This window comes from Allobosea sp. 01N443 (assembly GCF_056399325.1).
Genome location: NZ_JBFTRC010000010.1, coordinates 39,526 through 58,751 on the forward strand (window position 1 = coordinate 39,526; position 19,226 = coordinate 58,751).

At 65.7% G+C, this 19,226-nt stretch carries 19 protein-coding genes; 9 read left to right on the plus strand and 10 right to left on the minus strand.

The window, feature by feature from the left end; all coding sequences use genetic code 11:
- Both AC1DRP_RS04795 and olsB read left to right on the plus strand, forming a co-directional pair.
- The gene (locus AC1DRP_RS04795) at positions 1-2,103 is read left to right on the plus strand and encodes an ATP-binding protein (RefSeq protein WP_476767917.1); all 2,103 of its coding nucleotides are present in this window, start codon (positions 1-3) and stop codon (positions 2,101-2,103) included.
- Positions 2,104-2,291: 188 nt separating this feature from the next.
- Complete coding sequence (gene olsB, locus AC1DRP_RS04800) at positions 2,292-3,155, plus strand: l-ornithine N(alpha)-acyltransferase (protein ID WP_476767955.1); 864 nt, start codon at positions 2,292-2,294, stop codon at positions 3,153-3,155.
- A 7-nt stretch (positions 3,156-3,162) separates the two neighbouring features.
- On the opposite strand, the gene AC1DRP_RS04805 is transcribed toward olsB, so the two are convergent.
- The 3 genes from AC1DRP_RS04805 to AC1DRP_RS04815 are packed head-to-tail and all read right to left on the minus strand — an operon-like array spanning position 3,163 to position 5,854.
- The gene (locus AC1DRP_RS04805) at positions 3,163-4,029 is read right to left on the minus strand and encodes an SDR family oxidoreductase (RefSeq protein WP_476767918.1); all 867 of its coding nucleotides are present in this window, start codon (positions 4,027-4,029) and stop codon (positions 3,163-3,165) included.
- Positions 4,026-5,264, minus strand: a complete 1,239-nt coding sequence (gene queG, locus AC1DRP_RS04810) for a tRNA epoxyqueuosine(34) reductase QueG (protein ID WP_441506298.1) — start codon at positions 5,262-5,264, stop codon at positions 4,026-4,028. Before queG ends, AC1DRP_RS04805 begins: the two co-directional genes overlap by 4 nt.
- Complete coding sequence (locus AC1DRP_RS04815; protein ID WP_441506299.1) at positions 5,162-5,854, minus strand: glutathione S-transferase family protein; 693 nt, start codon at positions 5,852-5,854, stop codon at positions 5,162-5,164. The genes queG and AC1DRP_RS04815 overlap by 103 nt, the downstream gene beginning before the upstream one ends.
- Before the next feature lie 245 nt (positions 5,855-6,099).
- Between AC1DRP_RS04815 and AC1DRP_RS04820 the strand changes: the two genes are divergently transcribed.
- Complete coding sequence (locus tag AC1DRP_RS04820; protein WP_113518344.1) at positions 6,100-6,897, plus strand: undecaprenyl-diphosphate phosphatase; 798 nt, start codon at positions 6,100-6,102, stop codon at positions 6,895-6,897.
- 174 nt (positions 6,898-7,071) lie between these two features.
- Positions 7,072-8,040, plus strand: coding sequence for a magnesium/cobalt transporter CorA (gene corA / locus AC1DRP_RS04825; protein ID WP_441490426.1), 969 nt, complete (start codon positions 7,072-7,074; stop codon positions 8,038-8,040).
- A gap of 20 nt (positions 8,041-8,060) precedes the next feature.
- Here the strand turns inward: corA and AC1DRP_RS04830 are convergent, their stop codons facing one another.
- A complete protein-coding gene (locus AC1DRP_RS04830) occupies positions 8,061-9,791 on the minus strand; it encodes an MFS transporter (RefSeq protein ID WP_441506300.1) in 1,731 nt (576 codons plus the stop codon).
- A 59-nt stretch (positions 9,792-9,850) separates the two neighbouring features.
- Positions 9,851-10,747, minus strand: coding sequence for a protein-methionine-sulfoxide reductase heme-binding subunit MsrQ (locus tag AC1DRP_RS04835; RefSeq protein WP_476767919.1), 897 nt, complete (start codon positions 10,745-10,747; stop codon positions 9,851-9,853).
- Between the two features lie 251 nt (positions 10,748-10,998).
- Here AC1DRP_RS04835 and AC1DRP_RS04840 point away from each other — a divergent pair, with 251 nt between their 5' ends.
- Positions 10,999-11,391, plus strand: a complete 393-nt coding sequence (locus AC1DRP_RS04840) for an HAD-IA family hydrolase (RefSeq protein WP_476767956.1) — start codon at positions 10,999-11,001, stop codon at positions 11,389-11,391.
- Positions 11,392-11,469: 78 nt separating this feature from the next.
- Complete coding sequence (locus tag AC1DRP_RS04845) at positions 11,470-12,780, plus strand: MFS transporter (RefSeq protein WP_476767920.1); 1,311 nt, start codon at positions 11,470-11,472, stop codon at positions 12,778-12,780.
- Between the two features lie 87 nt (positions 12,781-12,867).
- On the opposite strand, the gene lepA is transcribed toward AC1DRP_RS04845, so the two are convergent.
- Positions 12,868-14,673: a translation elongation factor 4 gene (gene lepA / locus AC1DRP_RS04850; protein WP_476767921.1), complete on the minus strand. Its 1,806-nt coding sequence runs from the start codon at positions 14,671-14,673 to the stop codon at positions 12,868-12,870.
- Positions 14,674-14,787: 114 nt separating this feature from the next.
- Here lepA and AC1DRP_RS04855 point away from each other — a divergent pair, with 114 nt between their 5' ends.
- Both AC1DRP_RS04855 and AC1DRP_RS04860 read left to right on the plus strand, forming a co-directional pair.
- Positions 14,788-15,387 carry a helix-turn-helix domain-containing protein gene (locus AC1DRP_RS04855; protein WP_476767922.1) on the plus strand — a complete coding sequence of 200 codons (600 nt, stop codon included), beginning with the start codon at positions 14,788-14,790 and terminating at the stop codon, positions 15,385-15,387.
- Complete coding sequence (locus tag AC1DRP_RS04860) at positions 15,384-15,923, plus strand: N-acetyltransferase family protein (RefSeq protein ID WP_476767923.1); 540 nt, start codon at positions 15,384-15,386, stop codon at positions 15,921-15,923. The genes AC1DRP_RS04855 and AC1DRP_RS04860 overlap by 4 nt, the downstream gene beginning before the upstream one ends.
- Here the strand turns inward: AC1DRP_RS04860 and AC1DRP_RS04865 are convergent.
- Positions 15,920-16,393 carry a MarR family winged helix-turn-helix transcriptional regulator gene (locus AC1DRP_RS04865; RefSeq protein ID WP_441506307.1) on the minus strand — a complete coding sequence of 158 codons (474 nt, stop codon included), beginning with the start codon at positions 16,391-16,393 and terminating at the stop codon, positions 15,920-15,922. The two genes, AC1DRP_RS04860 and AC1DRP_RS04865, sit on opposite strands and share 4 nt — an antisense overlap.
- Before the next feature lie 89 nt (positions 16,394-16,482).
- Here AC1DRP_RS04865 and AC1DRP_RS04870 point away from each other — a divergent pair, with 89 nt between their 5' ends.
- Positions 16,483-16,962, plus strand: a complete 480-nt coding sequence (locus AC1DRP_RS04870; RefSeq protein WP_441506308.1) for an anthrone oxygenase family protein — start codon at positions 16,483-16,485, stop codon at positions 16,960-16,962.
- A gap of 11 nt (positions 16,963-16,973) precedes the next feature.
- Here the strand turns inward: AC1DRP_RS04870 and AC1DRP_RS04875 are convergent, their stop codons facing one another.
- The 3 genes from AC1DRP_RS04875 to hrcA form a co-directional block, all read right to left on the minus strand.
- On the minus strand, positions 16,974-17,216 hold the full coding sequence (locus AC1DRP_RS04875) for a DUF3297 family protein (protein ID WP_069877953.1): 243 nt from the start codon (positions 17,214-17,216) through the stop codon (positions 16,974-16,976).
- 249 nt (positions 17,217-17,465) lie between these two features.
- Entirely contained in the window at positions 17,466-18,128 is a 663-nt protein-coding gene (locus AC1DRP_RS04880; RefSeq protein ID WP_441506309.1) for an ankyrin repeat domain-containing protein, read from the minus strand.
- The gene (hrcA, locus tag AC1DRP_RS04885) at positions 18,125-19,207 is read right to left on the minus strand and encodes a heat-inducible transcriptional repressor HrcA (RefSeq protein ID WP_441490437.1); all 1,083 of its coding nucleotides are present in this window, start codon (positions 19,205-19,207) and stop codon (positions 18,125-18,127) included. The genes AC1DRP_RS04880 and hrcA overlap by 4 nt, the downstream gene beginning before the upstream one ends.
- Positions 19,208-19,226 lie beyond the last annotated feature (19 nt).

Consider the following 19,226-nt stretch of genomic DNA (forward strand, 5'->3'; position numbering starts at 1 on the left):
ATGGAGCTTCCATCTTTCCCAGTGGTCTGGGCTGTTCTCGCCAGCCTGCTGACCGTTCTGGCCGGCGTCGCCGCCGTGATGCAGCTACGCGCACGCAACCGCGTCGTGGAGCAAGCGCTGGACATGACCCAGGATCTGGAGAAGCTGACCGATCGTCTCTGGGCGTTAGCAGATAGCGAAGAGCGCTATCGCAGCCTGATCGAGGCCCAGGGCGATCTGATCGTCCGCCGGAACGAAAGCAGCATCGTCTACGCCAATGCCGCCTATGCGGCGCTTCTCGGAGCGACCGAGGCCGAGATCATCGGCAGCCGCACGGCACCGCGCGTCATCGAGAGCCGACCTGCGCAGGCACTGACCGACGGCACGCGGATCTTCGACGAATGCATCGCTTCGCCCGAGGGAGGCGAGCGCTGGATCTCCTGGGTCGAGACCATCGTGCCGGTCGCCCTCGGCAAGACCGTGCTGCAGCGTGTCGGCCGCGATATCTCCGCCCGGATCGCCGGCGAGCAGGCGCTGGAAGAGGCGCGCAGCCGCGCCGAGAGCGCCAACGAGGCAAAGTCGCGGTTCCTTGCAACCGTCAGCCACGAGTTCCGGACGCCGCTCAACGGGATTCTCGGCATGGCCGACCTCCTGAACGACACCAGGCTCGACCCTGAGCAGACCACCTATGTCCGGGCACTCAGGACGTCGGGCGAAGCCCTGCTCGGCCTCGTCGACGACATTCTCGACTTCGCCAAGGTCGAAGCGGGCAGACTCGAACTCGCCGAAGAGCGCTTCGATCTCGGCCAGTTGGTCGAGACGGTCAGCGAATTGATGGCGCCACGAGCCCAGGCCAAGGGGCTCGAGATTGCGACCTTCCTCGCACCGGATCTCGCCTCGCACTGGATCGGAGACCGCGACCGGCTGCGCCAGATCCTGCTCAACCTCGTCGGCAATGCGATCAAGTTCACCGWGAGCGGCGGTGTCGGCATTCGCGTCGCCCGCGCGGGCGACGCCATCGCCATCAGCGTTTCCGATACCGGTCCAGGCGTTCCGCCAGGGCGATTGCAGGCGATCTTCGAGGAATTCGAACAGGCCGACAGCTCTGCGGCCCGTCGTCATGACGGCACCGGTCTCGGGCTCGCGATCGTGCGCCGGCTCGTGACCTTGATGGGTGGCTCGGTCACGGCAGAAAATGCGCCGGGATCGGGCGCGATCTTCCGCGTTACATTGCCGCTTCCGGAGGGCGGCGCGGGGGTGCGGGTTACGGTACTGCCGGAGTGGCGCGGCAAGCTGATCTTGATCGCATCTGCCGCGCCGTTCGGACCGGACTATCTCGCTGAGACCATGGAGATCGCCGGCGCATCGATCATGCGCGCCCGGAATGTGACAGAAGCGCTCGCGCTGCTCGCGGGCGCGCGGCGCTTCGATGCCGCCCTGATCGACCAGGCCATCGGGGTCGATGAAGCGCGCGCCGTCGCTGCTGCCGCCCGGCAGGCCGGTGTCGGCGAGTGCCTGATCCTGATGTCTCCCTTTGAGCGCCGCCAATTCGGTTCACCGCTCGCTGGCGGGTTCACCGGCTTTCTCGTCAAGCCGGTCCGCGCCCGCTCGCTCTATGAGCGGCTTGCACCGCCTGCCCGGCCGCGGCAGGAGACTCTGCCGCCCCGGGGGGTGACCCCGATCCAGGCCAAGGACCCCGGTCCGCCTCAACTGACGGTGTTGATCGCGGAGGATAACGATATCAACGGTCTGCTCGTGACACGGACCCTTGAACGCCTCGGCTGCACGGCCGTCTGGGCTCGGGACGGGCGTGAAGCGGTCGCTCTCATCGAGGCCGGGCTCACGGGCAAGCGCGCGCCCTTCGATCTCATTCTGCTCGACATCCGGATGCCTGAGCTTGACGGATTGGAAGCCGCTCGTCGGATTCGCGCCCTGGAGGCCTCGCTCGGGCGGCCAAATTTGCTACCCATTGTCGCGGTCACCGCCAATGTCGCCGAGGAGGATCGGCAAGCCGCGCTGGCCGCCGGAATGAATGATTGCCTGGCTAAACCACTGGCCCGAGAGGCGCTTCGCGCCTGGATCGCGCGTGTCACCGGAACGCCGCGCGTCACACTCCGCGCTTGACGGACAGTCACAACTCTGACGCAGTTCTGTCGCGATCCCGTAGGAACATCGGTACTAGCCTGGCGAACTGCAGATTCGACGGCACAGGGACGAGACGGACAATGGCCTTCGACATGTTGCGCGGCCTACGACAGCCGGCAAATCAGCTGCCAGCGGGCCACCCTCTCTTGTCGCGCTTCTCCCCACTCATGCTGATCACCGGCGACACCATGCGCCGCCTCAGTCGGAAGCAGGATCACCTGGGCGAAACGCTCSGCCGCTCCGRCTCTCTGGAAGTGCGGCTGGCGCGCGGCCCGCGCGAGATCTGGCGCGCGCAGCGACTGCGCTATCGGGTGTTCTACCAGGAGATGTCCGCAAAGCCGGATGTCGTCGCCCGCATGTTCCGCCGCGATGCGGATCGCTATGACGCGGCGTGCGACCATCTCCTCGTCATCGACCATGCGGCGCGCGGCCGGTTCGGCGGTCTGAAACCGAAGGTCGTCGGCACCTATCGCTTGATGCGCGAAGGGTCGGCTCTGCGGCTTGGCGGCTTCTACTCCCAATCGGAATTCGATCTTTCTGGAATGATCGAACGCCACCGCGGCCTGCGCTTCCTCGAACTCGGCCGCTCCTGCGTGCTCAAGCCCTATCGCACCAAGAAGACGGTGGAACTGCTCTGGCACGGCATCTGGGCCTATGTCCGGCACCATCGCATCGATGCGATGTTCGGCTGCGCGAGTTTTGACGGCACCGACCCGGATGCGCTGGCGCTGCCATTGAGCTTCCTGCATCACCATGCCCGCGCCGAGGGCGAGTGGTCCGCCACGGCGCGCCCGGAGCGTCATATTGCGATGGACCGGCTGCCGATCGAAGAGGTCGATGCCAAGGCGGCGCTGAAGCTGCTGCCGCCGCTGATCAAGGGCTACCTCCGGCTCGGCGCCCGCTTCGGCTCCGGTGCGGTCGTCGACAAGCAGTTCGGCACCACCGATGTGCTGGTCATCGTGCCGGTCTCGGCGATCGACAGGCGCTATCTCGACTATCTCGGCGACGAAGGGCAGCGCTACGCGGCTTGAGCAACGCTCACTCGCCTGCTGACGCCAGCGCCCGCAGCGCCTCCCTGTAAGTGGGGTAGCGCAGCTCATAGCGCAGTTCGCGCGTCACCAGGGCGTTCGAGACCCGCTTGTTCTCCCCGTAGAAGCTCGCAGCCATGGGCGAGAGCTTTGCCGGATCGAACGGCACTTCGGGGGGCGGAGTCAGACCCGTCAGTTCGGCGGCAAGCGTGATCACGTCCTGTGGCGGGGCCGGCTCGTTGTCGGTGACGTTGTAGACCGCGCCCGCTCGCGGCCTGGCCAGCGAAGCCAGCAGGATGCCGGCGATATCGTCGACATGGATGCGATTGAAGACCTGGCCAGGCTTGATCAGGCGGTTGGCGGTGCCGGCGCGGAGCTTGGTGATGGCATTGCGCCCGGGACCGTAAATGCCGGAGAGCCGGAATATCTGCACCGGCTTGCCACTGCGCTCGCCCAGGGCAAGCCAGGCTTCGTCGATTTCGAGGCGCTGCTTCGAGCGTCGGCTCGTCGGCCGGCATTCGGCCCCTTCATCGATCCAGGCACCGCCGTGGTCGCCGTAAACTCCAATGGTCGAGAGATAGCCGATCCAGCGCAGGTTCGGCGCAGCAGCCAGCGCCTCGCCGAGTCCGTTCAGAACCGGATCGCCCTCGTCATCGGGCTGGACCGAGACGAGGACCGCGTCAGCCTCGGCAACGGCCTGGGCCAAGGGGCGCGATACCGCAAAACCGTCATAGACCAGCGTATGCAAGCCCTCGCGACTAAGACGCCCCGCCTTCTCGGCCGATCGGACCGTACCGGTGACCTCCCAGCCCTCCGCTTGCGCTGCACGCGCGAAAAACCCGGCGGAGTAGCCGAGACCAAGAATGACAAGCTTCATGCGACGGGTTCCGGGGCGGAGAGAAAGGCAAGCCATTCCTGGCGGACGTCAGGATCTGCTTCGCCAGACAGCGCGGCTTCGGCAAGGCCGCGCGCGCGCTCGGGCGCGAGCCTGATCAAGGCCCAGGCGGCCATGGCGCGCACCAGCGGCGAAGCGTCCGCAATCAGCCGCTCGGCGCTCGCGGCAAGATCCGGCCGGCCGCTATTGCCGATGGCGATCAGCACATTGCGGATGAAGCGATCGCGGCCGGTGCGCTTGACCGGCGTGCCGGCAAAGAGCTGGCGGAAGGATGGGTCGTCGAGCGCCGCGAGATCGGCCAGGGGCAATGCCTCAAGCTCGTCCTTCAGCGCAAGCCGGGTCTCGTGCGCCGCCTCGGCGAACTTGTTCCAGGGACATACGGCCAGGCAATCATCGCAACCGAAGACGCGGTTGCCGATGCCGGGCCGCAAGGCGGCGTCGATATGGCCCTGATGCTCGATGGTGAGATAGGCGATGCAGCGGCGCGCATCGAGCTGATAGGGCGCGGGGAAGGCGTCGGTCGGACAGATATCGAGACAACGCCGGCAGGAACCGCAATGGTCGCGCTCCGGCCCATCGACCGGTAGTTCGGCCGTTGTGTAGATCGCGCCGAGAAAGAGCCAGGAGCCGTGTTCGCGCGAGACCAGTACGGTATGCTTGCCCTGCCAACCAAGCCCCGCGGCCTGCGCCAGCGGCTTCTCCATCACCGGCGCGGTATCGACGAAGACCTTCACATCTGCGCCGCCGCGAGCCGCCAGCAACCCGGCGACGCTCTTCAGCCGGCCCTTGATGACATCGTGATAGTCGCGCCTGCGGGCATAGAGCGAAATCGCAGCCTTGTCGGGTTGACCGAGGATGGCGAGCGGATCGCCCTCGCCCGCATAGCTCACACCGAGCATCACGACGCTGCGCACCTCGCTCCAGAGCCGGCGCGGATCAGCGCGTTCGTCCCTGCGCTCGGTCAGCCAATCCATATCGCCATGGTGTCCGGCCGCCAGCCAGGCGCTCAGCCGTTCGGGCGCCTCGGGGATCGCACTGGCGGAGGCGATGCGAGCGACCACGAAGCCTTCGGCGCTCGCGCGCTCCAGCACCGCGCGCTTGAGCTTCTCGCCGTTCAGAAGTCCAGATTGTCGTAATGGGCGCTCGGCGCCATGCCCGGCACCCGGTCGCTCAACAGCGGCCGGAAGCTCGGCCGGGATTTGATCCTCGCGTACCATGCGCGCGCGGCCTCGTCCTCTTCCCAGGGCACATCGCCGAGATAGTCGACGCAAGAGAGATGCGCGGCCGCGGCGAGATCGGCATAGCTCAGCGCACTGCCTGCGAGCCAGTTCCGTTTGGCCGTCAGCCAGGCGATATAGCGCAAATGATAGCGCACATTGGCGCGGGCGGCGCGGATGGCGCTCATTTCCGGCGGGCCACCGCCCTCATCCCGGCTCATGAAGCGCTTCATGACCTTCTCGAGCACCAGCGGGTTGGTGATCTCGCTATCGAATTTGAGGTTGAACCAGTCGAGCAGGCGACGAACCTCGACGCGCTCTGCCATCCCCTCCGGCAACAGGCGCCGGGGGCCCAGCGCCAGCCCGCGGGTCTCGTCGAGATACTCCGAGATCGGTCCGGCGCCCGGGACGGCAAAGCCGTTCTCCTCGCGAAAAACCGGTGTCGTGCCAGCTGTGTTGAGTTCCAGAAACTCGCGCCGGCGCTCCCAGACACGCTCCTCGATCAGCTCCGCCTCCTGCCCGAACTCGCCAAGGACGAGCCGGATGAAGCGCGAATGCGGGCATAACGGATAATGATGAAGGGACGCCATTGCACTCTTGAAACAGATGGATGCGGCCGAAGCAGGGCTGTCGAAGGGGGGAGGCATCGGGCTATGCGCCGCACATTTGCTATAGTCTCGGCTACGCCCCCTCACAACCCGCTGCCCATGGGAAGCCACGAATCCACGGCATTGGCTTGGCGAAGTGGTAACCAATTGGCAAAGAGCTTGGTTCCATAGAGGGGTACGGTTTACCTCTGCCGCGGCGGCGATCTGAGGCTTCCTGGGAAACAGCCATGCAAAACCTGTTCGAAGCGATCGTGCTCGGCATCGTCGAGGGTCTGACCGAGTTCCTGCCGGTCTCCTCCACTGGCCATCTCCTGCTGCTCGGTCACTTTCTCGGCTTTGAATCGAACGGCAAGACCTTCGAGGTCCTGATCCAGCTCGGCGCGATCCTTGCCATCCTGCTGGTCTATTTCCGGCGGCTACTCGACATCGCGCTGCGGCTGCGGACCGATCCGGCGGCACGGCGCTTCGTGATCGGCGTGCTCGTCGCCTTCCTGCCGGCAGCGGTGATCGGCGCCTTGCTGCATGGCTTCATCAAGGGCGTGCTGTTCAACCCGTTCCTGGTCTGCTGCGCCCTGATCGCGGGCGGGCTCGTGCTGCTCGTCGTCGACGAGCTCGAGCTGGAGGTGAAGCACACCGACGCCACCACCTTCCCGCTGCCGATGTATCTCAAGATCGGCTTCATCCAGTGCCTGGCGATGATTCCGGGCGTCTCCCGTTCGGGTTCGACGATTGTCGGCGCCATGCTGCTCGGCGCGAGCAAACGCGCGGCGGCGGAGTTCTCGTTCTTCCTCGCCATGCCGACCATGGCGGGCGCCTTCGCCTATGACCTCCTTAAGAATTACAAGACCCTGACCTTCGACGACACGATGCTGATCGTGGTCGGCTTCGTCGCGGCCTTCTTCGCGGCGCTCCTCGTGGTCAAGACCTTCCTCGACTACGTCTCGCGCCGTGGCTTCGCGCTCTTCGCCTGGTGGCGCATCATCGTCGGCGCAGCGGGTTTGGCGGGTCTGTGGGTGTTCGGCTGATCGGAAGGCCCGTCGAGAACTGGGATCCCAGCAGTTCCGACTGAAGGCGCTGTCCATCGCGGCCTGCCATGTGGCGCCGCGGCTTTTCCGGCGCTGCCGTGCTAGCCTGCAAGCGCCGCTATGGGGTGACCGGGTGTTTTCGACCGGCMCCGAGATGCCAGGAGCGTGCCTGCCGTGAGTGTCATTGCCGCCTGTCACTATGTCGATGGGAAGCGTGTCGGGACCGTTGCGCTCGACCAGCCTTCGACCTGTGCCCAGGACCAATCCGATTTCGTCTGGATCGGCCTGCTGGAACCCTCCGAAGAGGAGTTGCGCACGCTCCAGAGCAGCTACGGCCTGCATCCACTTGCGGTCGAGGATGCGCTCAAGGCGCATCAGATGCCCAAGGTCGACATCTATGGCGACCAACTCTTCATCGTGGCGCGCACGGCGCATCTCGAGGATGACCAGATCGCGTATGGCGAGACGGCGATCTTCGTCGGCAAGCACCACATCATCACGGTTCGCCACGGCTCCGCACGGGCCCATACGGAGCTGCGCAGCCAACTCGAGGCCGCGACCGCCCAGATGCGCTACGGCGTCGATTATGTCCTGCACGGCGTGCTGGACTTCATCGTCGACGGCTATTTCCCGATTGTGGAGACGATCGAGGAGGACGTCCTGGAGATGGAGCGGGAGATGCTCGCCAGCGAGTTCGGCCGCGTCGACGTGCCACGCATCTTCGGACTGCGCCGCCAGCTCATCCGCTTCCAGCGGGTGCTCGGACCGATGTCCGAGCTCTGCCGCAAGCTGGTGCATCTCGATCTGCCCTGCATCGATGCCGAGGCGAAGCCCTATTTCAATGACGTCTGGGACCATGCGCGGCGTGCCGAAGCCATGGTCGGGAGCCTCCGCGACATCCTGACCTCCGTCTTCGAGGCGAGTCATCTGCTGGAACAGCAGCGCCAGGGCGTCATCACCAGGCAGCTCGCGGCCTGGGCAGCCATCCTCGCGGTCCCGACCGCGGTTGCCGGGATCTATGGCATGAACTTCGAGCACATGCCGGAACTCAAGACCCAGTACGGCTATTTCGTCGTGCTCGGGCTCATCGCGGCGTTCTGCACCGCGCTCTACATGCGCTTCAAGCGTTTCGGCTGGCTGTAAGGACAGGCGAACCCCGTGCCCTAGCCGATCCTGGGATCGGTCGCAGGCGTCGCCGCATCCGGCACGGGCTGTGGCTGGGCGAAGGGCAGCGAGCCGGTCTGTCGTTCGATGACGCGGTGCACCACGGGCGGGTTGGGCCCCTGATGCAGGGCCCTTACCCTGTCACCGATCATGGCATCTGCCTGGGTGACGCGCTGGTTCTGGCGGATATATTCGACCCAGGTCGGGCTGTCATAGCGCTCGATCCAGAGCTGCGGATCGGTCAGGTCGCGCAGCAAGGCCCAGTGCCTGGCACCGTCGCGGCGGCGGATGCGGCGGCGCTCGGCCATCACATTCAGGAAGGGGACGATGTCCTCCTCGCGAATGATATACTCGATGGTGACGATGATCGGGCCGCTGCGTGGCTCGATGTCGACGGCCACTTTCGGAACCTGCCAGCGGCTGAGCGGGTCGAGATTGAGCTGCTCGAGCGGCGGCAGCGCATAGCGCAGGCCCAGTGCGGCTCCGACAAGCAGAACAGCACCCGCACAGTACAGGGCACGGTCGGTGCCGAAATGCAGGGCGATGTAACCCCAGACCCAGCTGCCGAGCGCCATCCCACCGAAGGTCGCCATCTGGTAGAGCGCAAGCGCCCGGCCGACGACCCAGCGCGGCGCCGAAAGCTGCACGGTCGCGTTGAAGGTCGAGAGTGCAAGGACCCAGCTCGCTCCGGCGATGAGCAGGGCCGCCATGGTCGTCACGGTATAGACGCTCAGCCCCGCCAGGATGACCGCAGCCGAGAAGGCGGCAAAGGAGGCGCGCACCAGCGTCTCTGTCGTGAGCGCGCGACGTACCCGCGCGCTCAGAAGGGCTCCCCCGACCGCTCCCGCACCGAAAGCACCGAGCAGCAGGCCGAAGGTCAAAGGCCCGCCCTTGACGAGATCGCGCGCCACCAGCGGCAGCAGCGCCTGAACCGCAATGGCGCCGAATCCGAAGGCCGCACCACGCAGCAGCACCGAGCGGATATTTGGCGACATCGCGACATAGCGGATGCCGGCGCTCATCGCGATGCCGAGCGTCTCGCGTGGCAGCACGCGCTCGATCTTTGGAGGGTTCCAGCGCGCGAGTACGGTGACGAGCCCGATATAGCTCAGTGCATTCACCGTGAAGGAGGCGACGACGCCCGCCGCCGCAACGATGAAGCCGCCCAGCGCCGGCCCGACGCTGCGGGCAATGTTGAAACCGACGCTGTTCAGTGTGATCGCGGCCGGCAGATCGCGACGCGGCACCATCTCGCCGACCGAGGATTGCCAGGCGGGCCCGTTCAAGGCCGTGCCGCAGCCAATCAGGAAAGTCAGGCCGAGCAGCAGCCACGGGGTGATTACGCCGAACCAGGCCGAGACGGCGAGAGCCACGGAGACCGTGAACATGAAGCCCTGCGCCGTCAGCATGATCTTGCGCCGGTCGAAATTGTCGGAGATCGCCCCCGCCGCCAGCGAGAACATCATGATCGGCAAGGTCGTCGAGGCCTGCACCAGCGCAACCATGTCGGCAGAACTGGCGATCGAGGTCATCAGCCAGGCTGCGCCGACCGACTGGATCATCCCGCCGAAATTGGAGGCAAGGCTCGCGAACCACACAGCCCGGAAGATCGGCTGGCGCAGAGGCACGAATGGCGAAGACAGCCCCTCATCGACCGCCCCATCCCCCGTCGCGGCAACATCGGCTGCGGCTACGTCGGCGGTGGGTTGGGCGTTCGGATCGTCAGGCATGCCATAGGGTTAGAGCCTCGCCCGCGGGCTGCCAACCATCAGTTTGGAATGATTTGCTCTTAGGCACCCGTTTGCGCGGAAAGCCCTTCCCTGCGACGCGCACGCCGCTCGACCTGCCGCGCCGCAGGCGCACGCCAGTAATGGGCGAAGGCGACGAGAAGCCCGGCCAGCGCGACCCAATGCCCGGGCCTGAGGGCCTCGAGATCACCATAGACGACGACATCGGCATTGGCCTGGAACACCAGCCAGGCCGAGGCACCGGTCGCCAACGCATACCAGGCCGTCTCGCAAAGCGCAGTCAGAAGGCCGGCCGCAAGCGCCGTCAGGACCAGCCGGGGCGTATCGAGCGTCACGCCGGATCGCGGCAGCAGCCGGTAAAGCATCAGAAGGCAGAAGAGCCCGGTCATCAGCGCCGGCTGGGTGACGTCGATCTTCGACTGCAGGGCAAAGTGCAGCAGCCCCAGGGCAGCGATGGCATAGACGAGGTTATGCAGCAGTTGCCAGCGGGCGGAACCCAGCCTGCGGATCATGCCGTCGGTCGAGGTTGCACCGAGTGCGACCAGACCGGTCAGCCCCGTGATGCCGACGACGAGATAGAACCGTTTGACGATTTCAGAAACGATCAGCCCGGCGTCGAAACCGAGATCGATGCAGTAAAGCGCGAGATGGGCGAGCRCATAAGCCAGCACGGAGAGGCCCAGCATGCGGCGGATGCCGATGAGCTTGCCCCAGTCGAGAAGCCGGCGCAGCGGCGAGACGGCAAGGGTAACCAGCAGCAGCCTGAGCGCCCAGGTGCCGGTATCATGCACCGCCCGCGTCCAGGGCTTCGAACCGAGCTGGCCGGTCCAGGCGTCGAAGGCGAGCCAGAGCGCCGGCACCAGTAAGAGCGCAAATGTCGCAGCGCGCAGCCCCGAGAAGCGCCCCTGCCGGTCCAGCCACGGCAACCATGCCTTCATGCCGATCTCCACCATCGCATGTCCCGAATACGCGAGAGGCCTTGCCTCTGTCTCGCACGTCTGCACACAAGGACGTGAGCCTTCTGCGATCTGCCCCGTATTCAGAATGGACCGGCCATGCCTTCGACTAGCCCCACCGTCGTTTTCGATGTCGGCAACGTCCTGATCCGCTGGGATCCGCGCCATCTTTACCGAGCTGGGCCGACGCCGTCGCCGAACGCGTCTCCGCTCATCCCGAATGGGAGCGTGAGATCAGGGCCTTCGACGAGCGCTGGCACGAGACGGTAACCGGCGAGATCGCAGAAAGCGTCGAGGTCCTCACGGACCTGAAGGCCAGGGGCGAGAAGGTCTATGCGATCACCAATTTCTCGCGCGAGAAATGGGACGAGAGCGTTGTCCGCTTTCCTTTCCTCGGTTCGTTCGACGGCGTCGTGGTCTCGGCACATGAACGGCTGATCAAGCCGGATCCTGCGATCTATCACGTGCTGCTGGAGCGCTACGGCCTCACCGCAGGTTCCTGCGTCTTCATCGACGACAGCGCCAAGAATATCGAGAGCGCGCGTCATGTCGGCATGCAAGCCGTGCATTTCGTCGAGCCGATCGACCTGCGGGCGACACTGCGTGGTCTCGGCGTCCAGATCTAGCGCCGAGCCCGTCCCGAACGTACCACGCTACGAAGACCAGAACGGCCAGAAGGCGCCTCGGAGAAAGTTCGCCACGCCATGAGCATTCCTGTCGAGAGCGTTCTGTCCACCGCCGGCACCGGCCCGTTCCAGCGTCGGCTGCTCGGCATCTTCGGCCTCGTCTGGGCGGCTGATGCCATGCAGGTGCTGGCGGTCGGTTTCACCGCCGCCTCCATCGCTGCGACCTTCGGGCTCAGCGTGCCACAGGCCCTGCAGACCGGAACGCTGTTCTTCCTCGGCATGTTGATCGGCGCCGCGTTGTTTGGGCGCCTCGCCGATCGCTATGGCCGCCGTCGCGTGCTCCTGATCACGGTCGCCTGCGATGCGGTATTCGGGCTGCTCTCGGTCTTCGCCCCGTCCTTCGCAGCCCTTCTCGCGCTACGCTTCCTGACCGGCATCGCAGTCGGCGGCACGTTGCCCGTCGATTACGCGATGATGGCGGAATTCCTGCCGCCGAAGAACCGCGGGCRTTGGCTGGTCATGCTGGAGGGTTTCTGGGCGGTCGGCACGATCGCAGTCGCCCTGGCCGCCTGGGCAGCAAGCATCGCCGGGATCGCTGACGCGTGGCGCTGGATTTTTGCTGCGACGGCGCTGCCCGCGCTGATCGGCATCTGGCTGCGCTTCTGGGTGCCGGAATCACCCCTGTACCTGCTGAAGGAAGGGCGAGCGGACGATGCCAAGCGCGTGCTCAACCAGATGCTGCGCACCAACGGGAAAGCGGAACTCTCGTCCGATTCGGCGATCACCCTGCCCCCGGCCGCGACGTCTTCCGGATTGCTCGCGCCTGATCTGCGCCGGCGCACCCTGCTGATTCTCGGAATCTGGTTCCTTGTCTCGGTGTCCTATTACGGCGTCTTCACCTGGATGCCGGCCAAGCTCGCCGGCGAAGGGTTCGGCTTCGTCCGTGGCTATGGCTTCCTCGTCATCGTCGCGCTGGCCCAGCTGCCTGGCTATGCGCTGGCCGCCTATGGCGTCGAGACATGGGGCCGGCGTCCGACCCTGATCGGCTTCCTGCTGCTCAGCGCGGCAGGCTGCGCCCTGTTTGTCGGCGCTGGCAGCGCAACAGTGATCGGCGCGTCGATCCTGCTGATGAGCTTTGCGCTGCTCGGCACCTGGGGTGCACTCTACGCCTTTACGCCCGAGCTCTATCCGACGGAACTCCGCGGCACGGGCATGGGGGTTGCCGGCGCCATGGCGCGGCTCGGCGGCCTGCTCGCGCCATCGGCGGTGGCGCTCGTGATTGCGCAGAGTTTTGCCACTGCGATCGCCCTGTTCGCAGCCCTGCTGCTGGTTGCAGCGGTTGCAGCCTTCCTGATCGACGCCGAGACGCGTCAGGCCGTTCTGGCGTAGTCGGACCGGCTGGGCTCGCGTCATCCCGGGCGCACGAAGCCAGCCCCGGGATGACCTTAGCGAGGGAGAGCGGAACCTGAGCTCCGCTCAGGAATCCATCTTTAGCGCAGCGATGAAGGCTTCCTGCGGGATCTCGACCTTGCCGAACTGCCGCATCTTCTTCTTGCCTTCCTTCTGCTTCTCCAGAAGCTTGCGCTTGCGGGTGGCGTCGCCGCCATAGCACTTGGCGRTCACGTCCTTGCGCAGCGCCCGGATGGTCTCGCGAGCAATGATCTTGCCGCCGATCGCGGCCTGGACCGGAATCTGGAACATGTGCGGCGGGATCAGTTCCTTGAGCTTCTCGCACATGGCGCGACCGCGAGCCTCGGCGCGGGTCCGGTGGACCAGCATCGAGAGCGCGTCGACCGGCTCGGCATTGACCAGGATCGACATGCGCACGAGGTCACCCTCGCGATAGTCGGTGATGGCGTAGTCGAAGGAGGCGTAGCCCTTCGAGATCGACTTCAAACGGTCGTAGAAATCGAACACTACCTCGTTCAGCGGCAGGTCATAGACGACCTTGGCCCGCGAGCCGACATAGCTCAGGTCGATCTGCAGGCCGCGGCGATCCTGGCAGAGCTTCAGCACCGAGCCGAGATATTCGTCCGGCGTGAAGATAGTGGCGCGGATCCAGGGTTCCTCGATCGCCTCGATCTTCATCACATCCGGCATGTCCGCCGGATTGTGCAACTCGAGCGTCGTCCCGTCCCGCAGCCTGAGATGATAGACCACGGACGGCGCGGTCGAGATCAGGTTGAGGTTGAACTCGCGCTCGAGCCGCTCCTGGATGATCTCGAGATGCAGCAGTCCGAGGAAGCCGCAGCGGAAACCGAAGCCGAGCGCTGCCGAGGTCTCCATCTCGTAGGAGAACGAGGCGTCGTTCAGACGCAGCTTCGACATCGCCGAGCGGAGCACCTCGAAATCGGCCGCATCGACCGGGAAAATGCCGCAGAACACCACCGGCTGCACCGGCTTGAAGCCCGGCAGCGCCTCGGCGACCGGCTTGCGATCGTCGGTGATGGTGTCGCCGACGGCGGTATCGGCGACTTCCTTGATCGAGGCGGTGAAGAAGCCGACCTCGCCGGGGCCGAGTTCCTTCACTTCCAGCATCTTCGGCTTGAAAACGCCGACGCGGTCGACGCCATAGGCGGCGTTCGCCCGCATCATGCGGATGGTCATGCCCTTCTTGAGCACGCCGTCGATGATGCGCACGAGCACGACGACGCCGAGATAGGCGTCGTACCAGGAATCGACCAGCAGCGCCTTCAGCGGCGCTTCGAGATTGCCCTTAGGCGCCGGCAGTTTCTGGACGATCGCTTCCAGCACGCCTTCGATGTTGAGACCGGTCTTGGCCGAAATCGGCACGGCTTCCGAGGCATCAAGGCCGATCACGTCCTCGATCTGCTGCTTGATACGCTCGGGCTCGGCTGCCGGCAGGTCGATCTTGTTGAGGACCGTGACGATCTCGTGGCCCGCGTCGAGCGCCTGATAGACGTTGGCGAGTGTCTGCGCCTCGACCCCCTGAGAGGCGTCGACAACCAGCAGCGAGCCTTCGCAGGCAGCCAGCGAACGGGAGACCTCATAAGCGAAGTCGACGTGACCGGGCGTGTCCATCAGGTTGAGGATGTAATCCTTGCCGTCCTGGGCACGATAATCGAGCCGGACGGTCTGTGCCTTGATGGTGATGCCGCGCTCCTTCTCGATATCCATCGAGTCGAGGATCTGCTCGCTCATGTCGCGGGCCGCGACCGTGCCGGTCTGCTGGATCAGCCGGTCGGCAAGGGTCGACTTGCCGTGGTCGATATGGGCCACAATCGAGAAATTGCGGATGTTGTCGAAACTGCGCGTGCTCATGGGCGCGCAATAGCAGTGAAGCCGCACGGGGCCAAGGGTTTGTGGCAGGCGCCTTGCTTCTCTGAAGCATGGCAGGCGCTTGACATTCCATTATATTAGATTTCCTCTACTAAAATGGAGAATCCTCCCGAGAGAGACATCGACAGGCGCCTCGCGACGCGCCTGAAGTCAGCGCGCCAACGGCGCGATCTGACGCTCGACGTGCTTGCCGAGCGCACCGGCGTCAGCCGCGCGATGATCTCGCGAATCGAACGGGGCGAATCGAGCCCGACCGCGGCGTTGCTGGACCGGCTGACCGCCGGGCTCGGCGTGACCTTGTCATCGCTGTTCCATGAGGAGCGCCATGTCGGCCCGGTCGCGCGCCTGGCCGACCAGCCGGTCTGGCTCGACCCTGGCAGCGGCTATGTGCGGCGCAATGTCTCGCCGTCGGGCATCGGCTCACCTGTCGAAATCGTCGACGTGACGCTGCCCCCCGGAGCACGCGTCCTGCTCGACGKACCGCGCATGCTGCACCGCCTCGACCAGCAGGTCTGGCTGCTCGCCGGAGAGATCGAGCTCAGCTTTGGCGGCGCCAGCCATCGACTGCGGAGCGGCGACTGCATCCACATGCTGCTCGACGGGCCGATCACCTATCACAATCCCGGCTCGGAGCCGGCCCGCTATGCCGTCGTGCTGATGACGGCAGACGGCCTATCCCAGGAAAGACCCCGATGACGACGCAGCTCGTTGATACGGCCTCGATCACGCGTCTCAATGCCACTGGCGCGCGCAACGCCATCCCTGCGCTTACCGGTATCCTTCGGGATTCCGTCGCGAACGGCGCCTCTGTCGGCTTCATGGCGGAGAATACCGAGGCCGATTTCAAGGCCTATTGGACAGGTGTCGCGGCCGGCGTCGAAGCAGGACAGATCCTGCTTCTGGTCGCGCGGCAGGGCGACGAGATCGTCGGCACCGCGCAGGTCCACCCCGCCGGCAAGCCAAACCAGCCGCACCGCGCCGATATTGCCAAGGTCCTGGTGCATTCCTCCGCGCGCCGGCAGGGTATCGGTGAAGCGCTGATGCTGGCAGCGGAGGCCGAGGCGTCGGCGGCCGGACGGACGCTGCTCTGCCTCGACACGGACGAGGCCGGCCCGGCGCGGCGGCTCTATAACCGGCTCGGCTGGACCGAGATCGGCACCATCCCGCGCTATGCGCTGATGCCCGATGGCAGCGATTGCGGCTCGACCTTCTTCTTCAAGTCACTCGCCTAATCCAGCGGATTGGGGCTGACCGGCAGATCGGGCTTGGCCGGTTTGCCGGAGAGTGAGGAAATGATGCGGCGCATGCCGGCGAGCAGTTGCTCCGCCTCCTCCTCAGGGAAGCCGGCCAGCGCCCGCCGGTTGACCTGCCGCGCCTCCGCAAGCGCAGACTGCTCCAGTTCCCGGGCCCGCCCTGTCAGATGAATGATACGGGCGCGGGCATCGGCGGCGTCGGGCCTGCGCTCGATCAGACCGTCGCGCTCCATGCGCGCAAGCGTGCTGGCCATCGTCGCCTGCTCGACATCGAGCCGCTCGACCAGGTGCTTCTGGGTGACGCCATCTTCTCGCCAGAGCTCGAGCAGGACCATGAACTGCGCCGGCGCAAGCCCGAGCGGCCGGATGGATTCAGCCAGGGCCTTGGCGAAAAGCCGCGCCATGTGGTTGGCGAGATAGCCGGCCGAATGAGTCTTGAAGGTCGTCACGATCGCATCCCCCCGCCGGGTCGAGATACCAGTTGAACAGCATACTATGCAATGATATATAGCATGCTATTCAAAATCGGGAGGTGACGATGCCCCAAGGGACCGACCTCATTTTGCAATCCGCGATCGCCCGGCGCATGGGACCGATCACATTGGCACTGGCGGCGCTGTTCAGTGGCGCAGCGATCTACATCCTCGCGGCCGAGCAGCCGGCGCGGCTGTCGCTCGACGACGGGGCGCTTCTGCGGCAATGGCAAGCGGCCATCGGCCCGGCGACGCGGATGCAGGCGACGCTGGTCGTGATCACGACGCTCTGCGCCGGTCTCTCCTGGCGCTCCACCCGTAACCCCGCCTGGCTGGTCGGAATGTTCGCGATCCTGGCCAATCTGCCGTTCACGCTACTGGTCATCGCACCGATCAACACGGAACTGCAGGCCATGGCCGCGGCGCAAGCCAGCGCCGCGAGCCGCCATCTCATTCAGCGCTGGGGCGAGCTTCACGCCATCCGCGCCGGGCTCGGGCTATTCGCCGTCCTCAGCTTCAGCTGGGCGCTGTCGCGGCGTCCGTGAAGCCCTGAGCCTTACTCCGCCTTGCGATAGTAAGGCTCGACCGGCCCCTTGAGCGTGATCGTCATCGGCCGGCCGAAGCGGTCCTTGGCGGCGCCGGCCGCCACCTTGATCCAGCCTTCGCTGACGCAATACTCCTCGACATTGGTCTTCTCAGTGCCCTTGAAGCGGATGCCGATATCCTTCGCCAGCACCTCGGCGTCGTAAAAGGGGCTGTCCGGGTTGACGGAGAGACGATCGGGGAGCGTGTCGGTCATGTCTTTGGCCTTGTGGTCTGGAGCGCACCTGGGTCGCTTTGGCGGCAGAGGTAACGCCAGAATGCGTCGATGCCAAATCGGGATGCTTGAGCGGCCTCCCGGCCACTGCGAAATTCGGGGCCGGCGACGTCATGGAGCGCGGGCTGGCGGTCCACCTGATCGAGCGACAGAGCAGTCTCGGTCCGGGGCAACCCGAAGCGAACGACCTTCACGCCAGCGAGCAGGTCATGGCCCGCTGGCTGGAATCGTTCAGCGGCCGCCGGCCTTCTCGATCAAGGCCGCGACGGCCCGCTGCCCGCGCTGGCGGGCATGGGCCAGCGGCGAGACACCATCCTTGTCGGCCAGACTCGGATCGGCGCCTGCCTCGAGCACAAGCTTTGCAACCTCCTGATGCCGTGGCCCGCCATCGCCCAGGATGACGATCTCGAGCAGGCAGGTCCAACCGAGATCGTTGACGTGGTCCAGGTCGATGCCGCTGCCCAGGAGCAGCTTGACCGTCTCGACATGGGCGCGCTCGCAGGCCGGGATCAGGGCGTTGCCGCCATAGCGGTTGCGGATCGCCAGGTCGGGCTTCAGCGGGATCATCGCAGCGACGATCTCGGCGCGACCGGCGGCACCGGCGAGCAGCCAGGGCGTGTCGCGATTGGCGGCCTGCGCATTGATGTTGGCGCCCGCCGCGAGCAGCGCCTTGGCGATCGCTACATGATTGCCGGCCACAGCGAGCAACAACGGCGAGCGCCCCTGCGCATCGCGAGCCTCGAGATCGGCCCCGGCCGCGATCAGCCGGGAGACCTCGGCAGTCCTGCCGGCGGCGGCCGCGTCGAGGAGGCTCGCCTGTCCGTTCTGCCCCATCGCCGCCATCGCAAAAACTCCAAGCACCAGAATCAGTCCGGCTCGCAAGACGCGCTTCACCGCGCACCATCCAGAAGCCGCCCCACGACCTTGGCGGTATAGTCCACCATCGGCACGATGCGGGCATAGTTCAGCCGTGTCGGGCCGATGATGCCGACAACGCCGACAATGCGCTGCTCGGCATCATGGAAAGGTGCGGCGATCATCGAAGAGCCGGACATCGAGAACAGCTTGTTCTCTGAGCCGATGAAGATGCGCACGCCGTCGCCGGCCTCGGCGCGGGACAGCAAGTCGATCACGTCGGTCTGCGTCTCCAGATCCCCGAAGAGCAGGCGGATACGCTCGAGATCCTCCTGTGCCTTGAGATCCTCCAGCAGATTGGCCTGGCCACGCACGATCAGATGGCGATCGCTGCTCGGACCTGACGAGGTGGCGATGCCGCTCTCGACAAGCTTCGCCGTCAGCGCATCGAGTTCGCGCTCCATGGTGGCGCGATCGTCGGCGATCTCGCGCTGCAGTTCGCTCAGGGTCTTGCCGAGGACACGGGCATTGAGAAAATTCGCAGCCTCCGTCAGGGCCGAGGCGGGCAGACCCGGCGGAAGGGCGAGCAACCGATTCTCGACCGTACCGTCCTCCGCCACGAGCACCACAAGCGCGCGCACCGGCTCCAGCCGGACAAATTCGATATGCTTCAGCCGGGAATTGGCCTTGGTGGTGACCACAACGCCGGCACCACGCGACAGCCCAGACAGCAGTGCAGACGCCTCGGTCAGCGCGCCGTCCAGCGTCCGGGTCGAGGCCGCTGCCCGCATCTGAGCCTCGATGCGGGCGCGTTCGTCGGAGGTCAGGTTGCCGACTTCCATCATGGCGTCGACGAAGAAACGCAATCCGCGTTCGGTCGGCAACCGACCGGCCGAGGTATGCGGCGCGTAGATCAGCCCCGCCATTTCGAGGTCGGTCATGACATTGCGCACAGTTGCCGGCGACAGGGCCACCGGCAGCAGCCGCGCGATGTTGCGCGAGCCGACGGGCTCGCCCGTCGCGAGATAGCCATCGACGATCTGCCGGAAAATCTCACGGGAGCGTTGGTCGGTCTCGACCAGCCCGCCAGGGCTGTCCTGCCGCGTGGGCGCGCTCATGGCGAGGCGAGTATCTGGT